This window comes from Aeromonas sp. S18(2024), assembly GCF_041402525.1.
In the GTDB taxonomy this organism is placed as follows: Bacteria; Pseudomonadota; Gammaproteobacteria; order Enterobacterales; family Aeromonadaceae; genus Aeromonas; species Aeromonas enteropelogenes.
Genome location: NZ_JBGLQV010000005.1, coordinates 288,741 through 303,231 on the forward strand (window position 1 = coordinate 288,741; position 14,491 = coordinate 303,231).

At 60.9% G+C, this 14,491-nt stretch carries 11 protein-coding genes, 1 tRNA gene and 1 rRNA gene; 6 read left to right on the top strand and 7 right to left on the bottom strand.

Features of this window, described 5'->3' with window-relative positions; all coding sequences use genetic code 11:
• Positions 1 to 52 precede the first annotated feature (52 nt).
• A complete protein-coding gene (locus ACB034_RS11340; protein ID WP_042025932.1) occupies positions 53 to 310 on the bottom strand; it encodes a DUF2442 domain-containing protein in 258 nt (85 codons plus the stop codon).
• A gap of 257 nt (positions 311 to 567) precedes the next feature.
• On the opposite strand from ACB034_RS11340, the gene ACB034_RS11345 reads away from it, so the two are divergent.
• Complete coding sequence (locus tag ACB034_RS11345) at positions 568 to 2,532, top strand: LTA synthase family protein (protein ID WP_371172860.1); 1,965 nt, start codon at positions 568 to 570, stop codon at positions 2,530 to 2,532.
• Between the two features lie 62 nt (positions 2,533 to 2,594).
• Here the strand turns inward: ACB034_RS11345 and ACB034_RS11350 are convergent, their stop codons facing one another.
• Positions 2,595 to 3,065, bottom strand: coding sequence for an Lrp/AsnC family transcriptional regulator (locus ACB034_RS11350; RefSeq protein WP_223379257.1), 471 nt, complete (start codon positions 3,063 to 3,065; stop codon positions 2,595 to 2,597).
• Positions 3,066 to 3,200: 135 nt separating this feature from the next.
• On the opposite strand from ACB034_RS11350, the gene ACB034_RS11355 reads away from it, so the two are divergent.
• Entirely contained in the window at positions 3,201 to 3,716 is a 516-nt protein-coding gene (locus ACB034_RS11355; protein WP_371172861.1) for a cyclin-dependent kinase inhibitor 3 family protein, read from the top strand.
• Here ACB034_RS11355 and metA read toward each other — a convergent pair whose 3' ends face one another.
• Complete coding sequence (gene metA / locus ACB034_RS11360; RefSeq protein WP_042072700.1) at positions 3,717 to 4,667, bottom strand: homoserine O-succinyltransferase; 951 nt, start codon at positions 4,665 to 4,667, stop codon at positions 3,717 to 3,719.
• A 144-nt stretch (positions 4,668 to 4,811) separates the two neighbouring features.
• On the opposite strand from metA, the gene ACB034_RS11365 reads away from it, so the two are divergent.
• From ACB034_RS11365 to yidA, 4 genes are all read left to right on the top strand, one after another.
• Complete coding sequence (locus tag ACB034_RS11365) at positions 4,812 to 6,050, top strand: HD-GYP domain-containing protein (RefSeq protein WP_225633953.1); 1,239 nt, start codon at positions 4,812 to 4,814, stop codon at positions 6,048 to 6,050.
• A gap of 52 nt (positions 6,051 to 6,102) precedes the next feature.
• Positions 6,103 to 7,266, top strand: a complete 1,164-nt coding sequence (locus ACB034_RS11370) for a competence/damage-inducible protein A (protein WP_371172862.1) — start codon at positions 6,103 to 6,105, stop codon at positions 7,264 to 7,266.
• A gap of 254 nt (positions 7,267 to 7,520) precedes the next feature.
• Positions 7,521 to 9,188: a DUF342 domain-containing protein gene (locus tag ACB034_RS11375; RefSeq protein ID WP_371172863.1), complete on the top strand. Its 1,668-nt coding sequence runs from the start codon at positions 7,521 to 7,523 to the stop codon at positions 9,186 to 9,188.
• A 109-nt stretch (positions 9,189 to 9,297) separates the two neighbouring features.
• Complete coding sequence (gene yidA, locus ACB034_RS11380; protein ID WP_042025796.1) at positions 9,298 to 10,107, top strand: sugar-phosphatase; 810 nt, start codon at positions 9,298 to 9,300, stop codon at positions 10,105 to 10,107.
• 99 nt (positions 10,108 to 10,206) lie between these two features.
• Here yidA and ACB034_RS11385 read toward each other — a convergent pair whose 3' ends face one another.
• From ACB034_RS11385 to rrf, 4 genes are all read right to left on the bottom strand, one after another.
• A complete protein-coding gene (locus ACB034_RS11385; protein WP_371172864.1) occupies positions 10,207 to 13,290 on the bottom strand; it encodes a transglycosylase domain-containing protein in 3,084 nt (1,027 codons plus the stop codon).
• A 204-nt stretch (positions 13,291 to 13,494) separates the two neighbouring features.
• Positions 13,495 to 13,812 carry a PTS system regulator TmaR gene (gene tmaR, locus ACB034_RS11390; RefSeq protein ID WP_026458211.1) on the bottom strand — a complete coding sequence of 106 codons (318 nt, stop codon included), beginning with the start codon at positions 13,810 to 13,812 and terminating at the stop codon, positions 13,495 to 13,497.
• Positions 13,813 to 14,211: 399 nt separating this feature from the next.
• Positions 14,212 to 14,288 (bottom strand) — tRNA-Asp (locus tag ACB034_RS11395).
• Positions 14,289 to 14,386: 98 nt separating this feature from the next.
• Positions 14,387 to 14,491 (bottom strand): 5S ribosomal RNA (gene rrf / locus ACB034_RS11400); the annotation flags it as partial.

The following is a 14,491-nucleotide window of genomic DNA, read 5'->3' on the forward strand; positions in this document are numbered from 1 at the left end:
CTCGCGATGACCGGCATAACGACGCACGGAAGAAGAGCAAGTGCAGAGCCTGTTAACTAAAGGCTTCCCGCTCGTCGATGGGCATGATCAGGTGGTAGACCTCGTGGGCCGACAGAGTGCAACCGGCTGGCCACTCCAGCTGGTGATAACGGTTGATGAAAACACGGGCAACACGCCGCTCCGAATCCAGCGTCGCAAACAGGGGCTGGGTGCACCAGGGAGTGAGATCCAGCGCCCCCGTGGTACCGTCGGAGAGCACGACAAACAGGCGCCATCCCTGCAAATATTCCACATCGATAAAGACCGGCATCCCTTCGGCTCCGATTGAGAAATTTTCGCCATTATAAGAAGGGATATACCGCCCATTCGCGCCATAGCTCACATTTCATACAGCAGGATATGCTGTCCACCAGAGGCGATCAAACTCACAATTTTGCATAAGAGGCATGAGGATGACCTCTTTTCTCAAACCGGGATGCAACCTTCCGGCGCCCCCCCTGTCATATTGCCACAACAAATAAAAAAACGTCTGCGGACAGACGTTTACAGGCTCATTCAGGAACAATTATGACAAACCTCAAGCAACGGCTGGGGCCATTCTGGCCCTTTGCCGTTTTCTGTGCGCTCGCCCTTTTTTCGCTCACCCTTGGCAGAATTGCCCTCGGTCTCTGGCAGCTGGAGCGGGTCGATGCCGTCGCCGGTTGGCAGGAGATGCTACTGCAGGGGCTGAGAGTCGACTTCGCCACTCTCTGCTGGGTCTGGGGCGTTCCCGCCATGCTGACCCTGCTGCTGGCGGGCCCTCATGCCATCGGCAGGATCTGGCTGCAACTGATGCGGGTCTGGCTAACCCTGGGGCTCTGGCTGATGCTCTTTCTCGAGATCTCCACCCCCTCCTTCATCAGTGAATACGGGGTACGCCCCAATCGCCTCTATGTGGAGTACCTCATCTACCCGAAGGAGGTGTTCGCCATGCTGTGGGCGGGTCGCAAGGGAGAGCTGCTGCTGACTCTGGTGCTCAGCGGCGCCGTGCTGACGGGCAGCTGGTGGCTCAGCGGCCGACTGATGCGCGGCATCCGCTTCCCGCGCTGGTATCTGCGTCCGGCGTTTGCCCTGCTGATCCTGGCCATCGGTTTCCTCGGTGCCCGCTCCAGCCTGGGGCACCGCGCCCTGAATCCGGCCATGGTGGCCTTTGCCGATGATCCCCTGGTCAACTCCCTGACCGTCAACTCCGCCTACTCCCTCTTCTTCGCCATCAAGCAGATGGGGGCCGAAGAGGATGCCAGCCAGTTTTACGGCGAGCTGCCACGCCAGCGGATCCTGGAGCTGGTGCGCCAGGAGAGCGGCCGCGGCCCCCACGAATTCAGCTCCGATAGCCTGCCCAGCCAGACCTTCAACGAAGCCAGTTATGGCGGCCAGCCGAAGAATCTGGTGATCCTGCTGCAGGAGAGCCTGGGAGCCCAGTTTGTCGGCTCCCTCGGCGGGCGGCCACTCACCCCCAATATCGATGCCCTGTCGCAGGAGGGGTGGGCATTCGAGCAGCTTTATGCCACAGGTACCCGCTCGGTGCGCGGTATCGAGGCGGTGCTGACCGGCTTCACGCCAACCCCCGCCCAGGCGGTGGTCAAGCTGGGCAAGAGCCAGACCAACTTCTTCACCATCGCGGATCTGCTCAAACAGCGCGGTTACGACACCAGCTTCATCTACGGCGGCGAGAGTCATTTCGACAATATGCGCAGCTTCTTTCTCGGCAATGGCTTCACCACTATCGTCGAGCAGAAGGACTTCGACAATCCGGTATTCAAGGGCTCCTGGGGCGCATCGGACGAAGATCTGATGGCCAAGGCTGACGAGACCTTCCGGGCACTGCACAAGGAGGGCAAACCCTTCTTCAGCCTGGTGTTCAGCTCAAGCAACCACGATCCGTTCGAGTTTCCTGACAATCGCATCGCCCTCTATGAACAGCCCAAGCAGACCCGCAACAACGCGGCCAAGTACGCAGATTACGCCATCGGCGAATTCTTCAAGAAGGCGAAGCAGTCCGATTACTGGAAAGACACCCTGTTTCTGGTCATCGCCGATCACGACAGCCGGATCAGCGGCGCCGGCCTGGTGCCCATTCCCCGCTTCCATATTCCCGGGGTCATCCTGGGGGATGGCATAGCGCCGAAGAAGGACAAACGGATCGTCAGCCAGATCGACATGGCGCCGACCCTGCTCTCCCTGATGGGGATAAGCGCCGACTATCCCATGCTCGGCAAGGATCTGACCCGCATGCCCGCCGACTGGCCGGGGCGGGCCATCATGCAGTACGACAAGAACTTCGCCCTGATGCGTGGCAAGGATGTGGTGATCCTGCAGCCGGAACGGACGGCGGAAGGATTCGTCTATGACGCCGCCAGCGAGAAGCTGACCCCGGCTCCGCAGCCGGAGGCGATGAAGGAGACCGCCCTCGGGCTGGTGCTCTGGGGCAGCATGGCCTATCAGCAAGGGCTCTACCGGACGGCGCCGGATCAGCGTACCGCCGCCAACTAGGCGACCGTTGCCAGAATAAGAAAAAACCGCCGTTTGGCGGTTTTTTCTTGTTGGAGGCGGCTCTAGGACTGGGGGAAACAGGGCAGGGAGCGGCTGAACTTGTGCTCGAACACCAGGGAGGTCTCGAGGTGCACTACCTCTTCGCGAGAGGTGAAGTGATCGAACACGAAATTGCGCAGGTGCTCGGTATCGGCGACGCAGAGGTGCACCAGAAAGTCGTCCTTGCCCCCCATGTGGAACAGGCTGATCACCTCCGGCAGCGCCAGGATGGCATCGCGGAAGGCATCGATAATCTGGCGGCTGTGGCGGGCCAGCTGCAGGGAGACCATGGCCTGAATGTGGCCACCGAGAGCCTGGTAGTCCACTTCGCAGTGTGCCCCCTTGAGGACATCGTCTTGCTGCAGCTTGCGCACCCGCTCCAGGCAGGTGGAGGGGGCCACGCCCACCAGGGCAGCCAGATCCTTGTTGGTCATGCCCGCATCGCGAAACAGATGGGCCAGGATATCCAAATCCAGTTGATCCAGGTTTCTCATCTTAACTCCTTGAACCGCTAAATTTTTTAGACTCTGCCCGTAAACCCGGGCAAACACAACGACCGTTGACATCGCGCCCGGCCCACCTATGCTTGGCGCCATTCATCGGGCCCGCCCCATTCATGAGGATCCACCATGCACCCGTCTCATCCCTTCTGGAGCCTGGAGGTTCCCCGCGTCGATGGCCAGTTGCTGCTGACCCCCTGTCCGGGCACCCAGCAGGTTGCGCTGACCCAGGCCCTCGAGCAGCTGAGGCTGGCCGGCGCTCATGGGGTCGTGACCATGATGACGGGGGCCGAGCTGATCAGCCACGGCCTGGGCAACCTGGGGGCACAGGTCGAGCGTGAAGGCATGCGCTGGTTCCATCTGCCCATCGAGGATGACAAGGCCCCCGACACGGCATTCGAGCAGGCCTGGTTGCAGACGCTGCCGCAGTTGCGCGAGCTGCTTGGCGATGGCAAGCAGCTGGTCATTCACTGCAAGGGCGGCAGCGGCCGCACCGGTCTGGTTGCCGCCGCCCTGCTGATTTCCCTGGGTCAATCCCAGGAAGAGGCCATGGCAGCCATCAGGGCCCGCAGACCCAAGGCGTTTGCCCTGGCCTGCCATCGCCACTGGCTGGATGCCCTGACCCTCAGGCTGGCTGGCGGTTGATCACTGGTTGCCGCCCTTCTCGTAGGTAAACACCTTGCCGATATCTTCCACCCGATAGCTGGTGAGCTGGTAGACGTAGTAGTTGAGCCAGTTGGCAAACAGCAGGTGACCATGGCTGCGCCAGCTGGCCCTCGGGGGTTGGCTCGGATCATTGTTCGGGTAGTAGTTGACCGGAATGGCGGGATCGAGCCCGGCTGCCAGATCCCGCTGATACTCCCCATCCAGGGTCAGGGCGTCGTATTCGGGATGGCCGGTGACAAACACCTGGCGACAATCCTTGGTCGCCGCCAGATAGACCCCCGCCTCCTCTGATTCGGCAAAGATCTGCAGATCGGTGTGGGCGCGGATGAGGTCGCCATCGAACGCCGCATAGCGGGAGTGAGGCGCCACGAACTCGTCGTCGAAGCCGCGCAGCAGCGGCTCGTGCTCGTCGAGGCGATGGTGGCGATAGACGCCGGAAAGCTTGTCGCCATGGGTCTGCTTCTCCATGCCATAGAGGGCTTTCAGCGCCGCCTGCACAGCCCAGCAGAGAAACAGGGTGGAGGTGACGTGTTGATGGGACCACTCGATGATCTCGACGATGCGCGGCCAGTAGACCACCTCCTCGAACTCCACCAGCCCGAGCGGCGCCCCCGTGATGATCATGCCGTCATAGTTGTTGCCACGCACCTGTTCGAAGTCGTGATAGAAGTTCTCCAGATGCGCCCGGGGCGTGTTCTTCGACTCCCGATCATCGATGCGCAGCAGATCCACATCCACCTGCAGCGGCGAGTTGGAGAGCATCCGCATCAGCTGGATCTCGGTTTCGATCTTCTTGGGCATCAGGTTGAGGATCAATACCCGCAGCGGGCGGATATTCTGGGTGACGGCCCGGGACTCCGTCATCACGAAGATGTTCTCCTGCCCCAGCACCTCGGCGGCGGGTAACTGATCCGGAATCTTGATCGGCATGCTTACTCCCTGTACTGCATCGGTAAATATGTCTGGACATCCAGAAGCCTATAATAAAGCGCCTGACCTGTCATCAGATACCTTTTGTATTCGATCCCGCGTTTGACTAGCATACGGCTCAGTGTGTCTCTCGCAGCCTGGACAATGACTGGTATCAAGATCTCCGTAGACCGACTGCAGGTCGGCAATTTCGTCTCTCTGCCACTGGGTTGGCGCGAACACCCCTTCCTGTTTTCCAGCTTCAAGCTCAAGAATGAAGAGGAGATCGAGCTCATTCGCCGGCTTGGCCTCAAGCTGGTGACCATCATCCCCGACAAGAGCGACGCGCCGCCCAAGCCGTTGAGCCAGGTTCAGGCACAAGCGAGCGAAGGGCCGGACACAGCCCTGCGCCAGATCCAGATGCAACAGGAGAAGCTGCGCCGCATCGAACAGTTGCAGCAGTACCGGCGCAACCTGCAGCAGTGCGAGAAACAGTTCCAGCAGTCCCTGGCGCAAGTGCGCAACGTGATGAGCAAGATCCAGTCCCGCCCCCTCAACGCCATCGGCGAGGCGCAGGAGCTGGTCAACGCCATGACGGATCAGCTGCTGGCGGTGGACGAGATGGTGCTGCACCTGGTCTCAGACAGCGAGGATGGCAACAACCTCTACTTCCACTCCCTCAACGTCAGCGTGCTCAGCATGCTGCTGGCCAGGGAGTGCGGCATGGACGCCGGGCAGATCCGCCAGATCGGCATGGGGGCCCTGTTCCACGACATCGGCAAGTTGAAGATCCCGAGCCAGATCTTGCGCAAGACCGAGCCCCTCACCAAGCCGGAAAAAAACCTGATGGCCCAGCATCCGCGCTACGGGCTGGAACTGCTCAACCTGGCCAAGGATTTCCCGGCCGAGGCGAAGGGCATCGTGCTGCACCATCACGAATACCTGGATGGCAGCGGGCCGGAAGGGCTCAAGGGGGGGCAGCTCGATTCCCTCACCCAGATGGTGTCGCTGATCAACGAGTATGACAATCTCTGCCATATCCAGGCCAAGGTGCCCTACTCGGCCCTGAGCGGCCTCTACAAGCAGCGCAAGGCACAGTTCAATCCGGACTACCTCGGCATGCTGATCCGGCTGATGGGGATCTACCCGCCAGGCAGCGTGGTGCAGCTCTCCAACGGCCAGGTCGGCCTGGTGATGTCGGTGAATACCTCCCGTCTGCTCTACCCCTCGGTGCTGGTGTATGACCCGCGCATTCCGCGCCAGGAGGCGGCCATCATCGACCTGCAGCAGGTCGAGCTGACCATCGCCAAGGTGATCCATCCCAAGCGCTTGCCCCCTGCCGTCTTCGAGTACCTCAATCCGCGTACCCGGATCAGCTACTACTTCGAACACAACAAACCCTGATAGCCAGCCACGGCTCACGACCCCTTTACCCCCCAGCCCCGAGGAGCCCGCCATGCGCATCGAAATCATCAGCACCGGAGACGAGATAGTGACGGGACTGGTGGTGGATACCAACGCCGCCTGGCTCAGCGCCCTGCTGCTGGAACAGGGCTGGCAAGTGCGCCGCCGCATCACGGTCGGGGACAACCTCGCCGATCTGAAAACCGCACTGCTGGAGAGCGCGAGCCGCGCCGATGTGGTGCTGGTATGCGGGGGCCTGGGTCCCACCGCCGATGATCTCACCGCCCAGGCGGCCGCCGAAGCTTTCGGGCAACCGCTGACCCTGTTCCCCGAGTGGCTCGCCAGCATCCAGGTCCGCTACGCCAGCCGGGGCAGGATCATGCCTCAGAGCAACACCAAGCAGGCCTGGCTGCCGCAAGGGTGCGAGCTCCTCGACAATCCAGTCGGTACCGCCTGTGGCTTTGTGGTCAGCCATACCAGCAACCACAGCCAGAGCCGGCTCTTCTTCACCCCGGGCGTGCCGTTCGAGTTCAAGCAGATGGTGCACGAGCAGATTTTGCCGCGCCTCAAATCCCTTGCGGGTGAGCAGACGGACACCGAACTGCGCCGTTTCTACACCTTCGGCATCTCGGAATCAGCCCTCAGCGACAAGCTGGATGCGGCCCCCTGGCCAGCCGGCATCGAGCTCGGTTACCGCTCCTCCATGCCCCTCATCGAATTGAAGCTCATTGGGCACGGTGCCAGCGCGGCAGACATGAATGGCGCCGAGGTGCGCCTGCTCGGGGAGATCCAACCCTGGCTGGTGGGCCGCGGCAACGAGGAGCCCGCCCGGCAGATCCTGGCGCTGCTGGGGGAGCGCCCCCTCACCCTGCAGGAAGGGGAGAGCCGGGGTGCATTGCTCGCCCTCTGTCATGACCACCCCGCGCTGGAAGCCGGTTTCAGCCACACCCTGAGCGACGATCTCGCGCAGCTGACAGGTTCCGCCAGCGGGCTGAGCCTCACCATAGGTCGGGCTGGCCCGGACGGGGTACCGCTACTGCTCTGCGCCGATGGTCATCAGGTTGGCCAGATGCTGAAGGCGAGCCATCCGGATCAGGAGAGCCTTCGCAAGATCCTCGCCTTCGCCGCTCTCGATATGCTGCGCCGTCACCTGCAAGGGCTGCCCGAACTGGGTGACTATCTGACCATGGTCCGAACGGCGCAACTTCGCTCATAGGCATTTCCTATCCCCCACCCGCCAACGCCGTCAGCGGCACTGACCACGGGCTCTGCCGTCCCCTTGCCTGGGGGGCGGATACGCGTTCCACCGACGTCCGAAATTCTTCAGCCTGCATCACTCATTCGCACTTAATGCATTGACCAAACAGAAGAAATCTCTGGATACTGCCGGCACATATCGAATAATCCATCATTGAATGGTTGGTAAATGACCAGCGGGGCCCAACACCCCTGAGTCGGCAAGGAGAGCGAGTGTTACGCAAAGAGTGGCTGCTGCTATCAAGCGACATGGAACAGGTCTGCCTGCGTATCGCCGCCGGCCTTACCAAACCGGTCACCGAGCAGGATGTGCAGAGCCTGCTGCTCGCCTCCAACTGTCGCCGCTACCAACCACTCACCGAGGGGATCAAGCAGGCCATCGCCCTGCTCAATACCCTGCTGGCGGATCCGGCGGCCCCTGTCTCTACCACCCCCATCCCCATCGCCCAGCGGCACGATGCCAGGGTGACCATTCTGGTGGAGAAAGACCGGATGAAGGGCATTGCCCAGATCACCGCCGACTGGGGTGGCAAGTACCTGACGCTGGAGCAGCTGCAGGAGGTGATCGCCCAGAGCGAGATCAAGCAGGGGGTGAGCGAGCCCTTGCTCATGGAGGCCATCCAGTCCGCCAAGGAGGCCAGCCCGGGCAGCCTGCTCAAACTGGTCGTGGCCCGCGGCGAGCCAGCTGTCAATGGTCAGGACACCCGCTATGAACGACTGGTGGAGACGCCGGCCGAACGCATCCTCAAACCCCAGGAGCGGGAGTACGGCAAGGTCGACCTGCGGGATCTTGGCTCCATCGTCACCGTCAAGGCGGGTACCCAGCTGATGCGCCGCCACCCGGCAACTGCGGGGATCCCGGGATTTACCGTGACCGGGCAGGAGCTGCCCGCCAAACATGGCAAGGACTCCCCCATGATGGCGGGAGAAGGCACCTTCCTCTCCCAGGAGGATCCCGATCTACTGATCGCCAGCCGCGCCGGGCTACCCTGCCGCGAGAAGTCCGGCATGAAGGTGGATGAGGTGCTCAGCGTCAAGCAGGTGGATGCCCGCCACGGCCATATCACCTTCGAAGGGGGGCTGATCGTCAGCGGCGATATCAACCCGGGCATGAAGGTGTCCGTCAGCGGCGACATCGTCGTCGGCGGCTTTATCGAGGGGGGATTGATTGAAGCCGGTGGCAGCATCACGGTGCGCCACGGCATCATAGGGCGACGCAACGAGCAGGGGGAGTACCTCTGCCAGCTCAATGCCCAGGGAGAGATCCACGCCAGCTACGCCCAGTACACCCAGCTGGCGGCGGGCGGCAATATCCAGATCCAGAGCCAGCTCAGCCACTGTTACAGCCGTAGCGGCCAGGATATCAGGGTCGGCGACAGCGCCATGCGCAAAGGCAATCTGCTGGGGGGGCTCAGCATTGCCAATCGTCTCATCATCTCCCCCGTACTGGGCGCTTCGGCAGGCAACCAGACCCGGCTGCAGATCCTGGGGGGCTACTTCACCCACAAGGAGCAAGAGCAGCAGCTCAAGCAACGCCAGCAAGCCGGGCAACAGCAGCTGGACAAGCTCAAGGAGCTGGTGATGCGACTGGTGCAACTGCCGAGCGACAAGCGCAACCCGGAAACACTGCGCAAACTCAAACCCATCCGCGACCAGCTGCTGGCCGAGCAGAATCAGCTCAGCGACCAGCTGGCCGCCAATCACGAAGAGCTGCAAAAACTGATGGCCGAGATGGATATCATCGCCACCCAACACCTCTTCCCCGGTGTCGAGGTGGAGATGGCCCACCACCACAACCGGGTCGATATCGAGCACGGCCCCATCCACTTCTGCATCCGCGAGGATCAATTGCTGATGAACCCCTACGAGAGGCGCAAGTAATCCATCCCGTGCCACAGCAGTGCCAGCCGTGATCCCGCCGCCGATTTTCGCTACACTCGCCACTTCCTTGGCCCCATAGGGCGGGCCACCCAGACTCAGGTAGTGAGAGATGTACAAGCTGATCGCATTGGATATGGATGGCACCCTGCTCAACCCGCAGGGCCAGATCACCCCCCGCACCCATGACGCCATCCGGGCCGCCCGCGCCAAGGGGGTCACTGTGGTGCTGGCCTCCGGTCGCCCGCTGGAGGGCATGAGCCACTATCTGGCGGAGCTTGGCCTCACCGGGCAGGATGATTACGTCATCTGCTACAACGGCGCCCTGGTGCAACAGGTCGCCGATCAGCGCATCATCCGCAGCCAGCTGCTGACCGGGGCCGATGCCAGTGCCATCGCCAGGCTGGCCAACGAGCTGGAAGTCAACATCCACGGTTTCTCGGTGACCCGGGGGCTCATCAGCCCCAAGGTGAGCACCTACACCGAACACGAGTCACGCCTTATCGGCATGCCCATCAATCTGCTGGATTTCGCCACCCTGCCCAGCGATGAGCAGATCATGAAGGTGATGATGATCGACGAGCCGCCCCAGCTGGCCCGCGCCATCGAGCGCCTGCCAGGCGAACTCCATGAGCGCTACACCGTAGTACAGAGCGCACCCTTCTTCCTCGAATTCATGAACAAGCAGAGCAACAAGGGAACCGGAGTCGCTGCGCTGGCCGAACATCTCGGACTGACGGCGGAGCAGGTGATCACAGTGGGGGATGCGGGCAACGATCGCCACATGATCGAATATGCCGGCCTTGGAGTGGCCATGGGCAACGCTACCGACGAGATCAAGGCGCTGGCACAACACATCACCGCGCGCAACGATGAAGATGGCGTCGCCCAAGTGATCGAGCAATTCGTCCTGAACGCCTGACATGCCTGCTTGCCTCATCGCCTGAGAGGCACAACGCAACGGGGGGAGGCCAGCTGGCCTCCCCCCGTTTGTTATGTTGCTATGCCAATCCAGTCTGACTCAGCGGTCTGCGAGGCACTGGGTGTGTGAGCCAGGCTGCAGGTAGGGCATCAGCAAGGGGGCCATCCCCTTGAGCACCTGCACCGGCAGCGCCGAGGTAAAGCGGAACTTGTCGGACTGGCTGCCCGGCACATAGGCGGTCAGGGTGCCGAAATGGTCGTCTCCCAGATAGAAGACAAAGGTGGCGGTACGGTTGCGGGCCAGCGAGCTGGTCACGTTGCCATAACGCCCCACCGTCTCGATCCGGTTGTCCCCCGTCCCCGTCTTGCCTCCCATCGGCAGCACAGTGCCATCGGGCAAGGCGAAGGCCCCGGCTATACGCCGTGCCGTGCCCCCTTCCACTACCTTCGACAACGCATTGCGCAGGGCCGCCGCCACCTCGGCAGGCAACACCCGGGTCCCCTCGCTCTGGGCCGGTGTAAACTCGGTTTCGAACGGCGTGTCCTTGGCAAACGAGAGGTGCTCGATGCGCAGGGTCGGCGCCCTAACGCCTCCGTTCTGGATGATCCCCATCAGCTCTGCCAGCGCGGCAGGCCTGTCCCCCGAGCTGCCCAGCGCGGTCGCAAGCGACGGCACCAGGTGATCAAAGGGATAGCCCAGCTTGGCCCAGCGTTGATGAATATCGAGGAAGGCCTCGACTTCCAGCATGGTGCGGATCCGCGTATCACGGGCGCTGCGGTGGCGAGTCTTGAACAGCCAGCTGTAGACCTCCTGACGCTCGTCGCGGCTGGCAGCCACGGCATCGGCGAAGGTCGCCTTGTCAAACTCCTTGAGGTAGGCGAGCAGCCACAGCTCCAGCGGGTGAACCCTGGCGATATAGCCCTGATCCGGCAGCGAATACTTGCCCGGACCATAGCTGACATAGAGCTGGTTGATCCGCTTGTCGCTGAGCTTTTCCCGCGGCAGTCGCTTGGCCAGGAAGGCGGCAAACGTGGCCTCGTCGGCATTGGGCAACAGGTAGCGGTGCACCGCCGCCAGTCGCACCGCACTGGGCTTCAGACCGTCGAGGAAGGTATCCAGCTGCTCATCCGGGGTCTTGCCGCGGTATTTGCGCCAGAAGCGTAGCAGATAAGTCTGCCCCTCCTTGTCGGCGAATTTGGCCAGATACTCCTGACGACGGGGATCCTTGTCATCCTTGAGCAACTGGGCGCGATTCCCCTCCTTGTAGAGGCTGTAGCGCACGATATCGCGCATCAGGCGGACAAACGGCAGGTTGATGGACTCGCGCAGCGCATCGCGGATGGGCGGGATCCGGCCGTTGTCCTCCTTGCGGAAGTTGTTGAAGGTGTGCATGCCGCCACCGGTAAAGAAACCCTCATAGGGGCTGGCGGAGTATTTGCGATCCAGCGCCGCCTCCAGCATCACCGGCAGGCTCTTGTCCTTGGCCGTCATCAAGTAGGAGATGGCCCAGCGGCTGAGATTGTCCTGGGAGGCGTCAGCCAGCTTGCGCAGGCTTGCGGTGGGCATGCCGGCATAGCTGTCGTGCAGCTCGGCCACTATCTCTAGATAGGTGGTCAACACCCGCAGCTTGGCGGTAGAGCCCAGCTCCAGCTTGGAGCCCTCGTTGATATCAAATGGCTGATCCGTGTTGTCGGTCTGTACCCGTACTTTGAACCCTTCCGGAGACTTCTCGAACAGGGTAAAGCTGTAGCGCACATCCCCCGTCTTCTCCGGCGACAGCAGGCGCTCGCCAAACAGCCCGACCTCGGCCGCAAATGCCGGATCGGCGAGCTGGTGCAGATAACGGGACACTTCGGTCTGCAGCGGCATGTTGAGGCTGGTATCGGCGGTCAGATCCATCCGATCCAGATCATAGAGCTGCACCCCGAGCTGACGGCTCAAGCGGGTACGGGCCACCTGCAATCCCTTGTTGTTATTAACCTTGGTGACCGCCGGTGACTGCAGGAAGTCACGGAAACTGATCTTGGCCTTGAGCGCCGCCTCCATCAGCGGCGGGGTGATCATCCCCTCCTGCACGAAGAGACGCAGATAACTGTCGGTGAGTTCGGCAAGTGCCTCGCGCCCCTGCGCCAGATAGTAGGAAGGACGACGGTGAGCGATCATCAGCGAAACCACCTGGCGCAGGGCCAGTCCCTGATCGGCCAGGGAGGAATCCTGGTTGCGCGACGGATCCAGCAGCCGGTTTACCTCGTCGACGTCGGCACCGAACCAGACCCAGAGCCCATCCCCCAGACCATGAACTTCACCGTAACCGGGCGCCGCCGAGAGCGGTACCGAGTTGAGGTAGGCCCAGGCAACCAGCTTGCGCGCTTCCAGAGTCTCCGGCCCCAGCCGGTAGGCCCGCACACTGGCGGAGGCCATCTGGCGGATCTTCTCGGTCGGGGAAATAGTCAGGCCATCCGGAGAGTGGCGATACTTCTCGACCTGGGTCGCGAGCGTGCTGCCACCGGCCGACTGCTCCTGCATGTCCAGCGCCTTGCCGACCTGGGAGAGCGCCGCCTTGGCAAAACGTGGCCAATCCACCGCCGGGTTGGCCAGCGGCTCCTTGGTGCTCAGCAGATCACGGTTCTCGATAAACAACAGTGACTGGATGATCAGCGGCGGGATCGAGGCAAAATCCGGGTAATGGTGGGTCGGATACTTGAACTGATAGAAAGGCTCGGCGCGGCAATCGTGAAGCGTCAGCCCGGCCTGCACCTTTTCGGTATAGGGGACGAAGAAGCCACGGCTGGCATAGTCATACAGTGCGTCGGAGAAATGCACCTGCTGACTGACCTGATAACCGCGCTGCAACAGGCGCTCCTGCATCATCGGCAGCAGCACATAACCCAGCCGCTTGTCGAATGGACCGTCGTCAGGAAAGGCAATCTGCTTGCTCGGCCCAGGCTCGACCTGATAGGTGAGGGTGGCGGCATAGCGCGAGATCTCCCGGGACTGCAGCTTCGAGGTTTTCATCTCGTAGCCGATCAGGGCTATCGCCGCTCCCAGGCATGATAAAAAGAGGAAACAGAATAGCCAGCGCCACCAGGAACGACGCTTGCGTTTCGGATGCGCGTCCGAGGTCGGTATGGATGATTCTTGAGATGCCACTTGTGTCAAATCCATCTGCTTTGATGCGCCCATATCAGCCCCACCATGGTTGCGCAATTTATTGTGTTACTCTCAAGCTTAGTCTTTTCAAGTCAATGGCTTGAAACTATTAACCGCTTTGGAATGATGGTAACAGGGCAATTCTAAAAAGGGGAGTCGATTGTTGCAGGAGTTGCAGAGATCCGAGCTGATAGCAAAACACCGGCCAATGGCCGGTGTTTTTCAATTCAATCGTGCTTACTTGTGAGAGCTCATGCTCTTGAGCTTGGTGCTCAGATCCTTGCGCTCCTTGGAGAGCTCGGCATTTTTGATGATGTGATCATCAACACGCTCTTCATAGTCGGCGCGCATGTTGGCGATGATGGCCTGCACCTCATCGATGCTCATGCCCGGCTTGATGTAATCGCTCAGGTTGTCGAGCAGCAGCACACGCTTCTGGTTGTCACGGATCTTCTTCTCGTTATCCGCAATTTCACGCTTGAGTTTGTTCTGGCGACGGGACATACGCACATATTCCAGTACATCGCTAAAGGTGGACTTGTTTACTTGTTCCATATCGATACCACTGACGTAAGGTTGATAAAAACTGGCCAAGTTACGCCTGGTTTCCGACAAGAGAGCGCGGAGCAGGCAAACTCAAGATGTCCTTACTCTACCGAGTTATAAGCGAGATACAACCCTAATCACGCGCCACGGACCTAGATCGGCCAAAAGTAAACCAGCCACAAGAGTCGCTTTCCGCCCCTCCGGCATCCTTAAAAAAGATGATAAAACGAGCAACTGGAGACTATTTGAGGCCAAACTGCAGATTATACGAGCTCATCAGGAATCGTTATCTATCGTCGAACTGGCCATAAAAAGGCGAAAGAATACGCAGAAAACAAAAAGCCTTCCCTAACGGGAAGGCCTTAAAAACGAAAAAAAGCCCAGTCTGTCGACTGGGCTTCTTGTTAGTGGCGGAGCGGACGGGACTCGAACCCGCGACCCCCGGCGTGACAGGCCGGTATTCTAACCGACTGAACTACCGCTCCGCATTCGGTTAGCTTTCGCTAAAGCTGTTGCTGCTTCTTTATGAGGTGTCATCCTCGCAGCCAGTGATGTGATTTTGCACATCGCTGTTTAATTGGGTGCCTGGCAGTGTCCTACTCTCGCATGGCGAATGCCACACTACCATCGGCGCTACCGCGTTTCACTTCTGAGTTCGGCATGGGATCAGGTGGTTCCACGGCGCTAT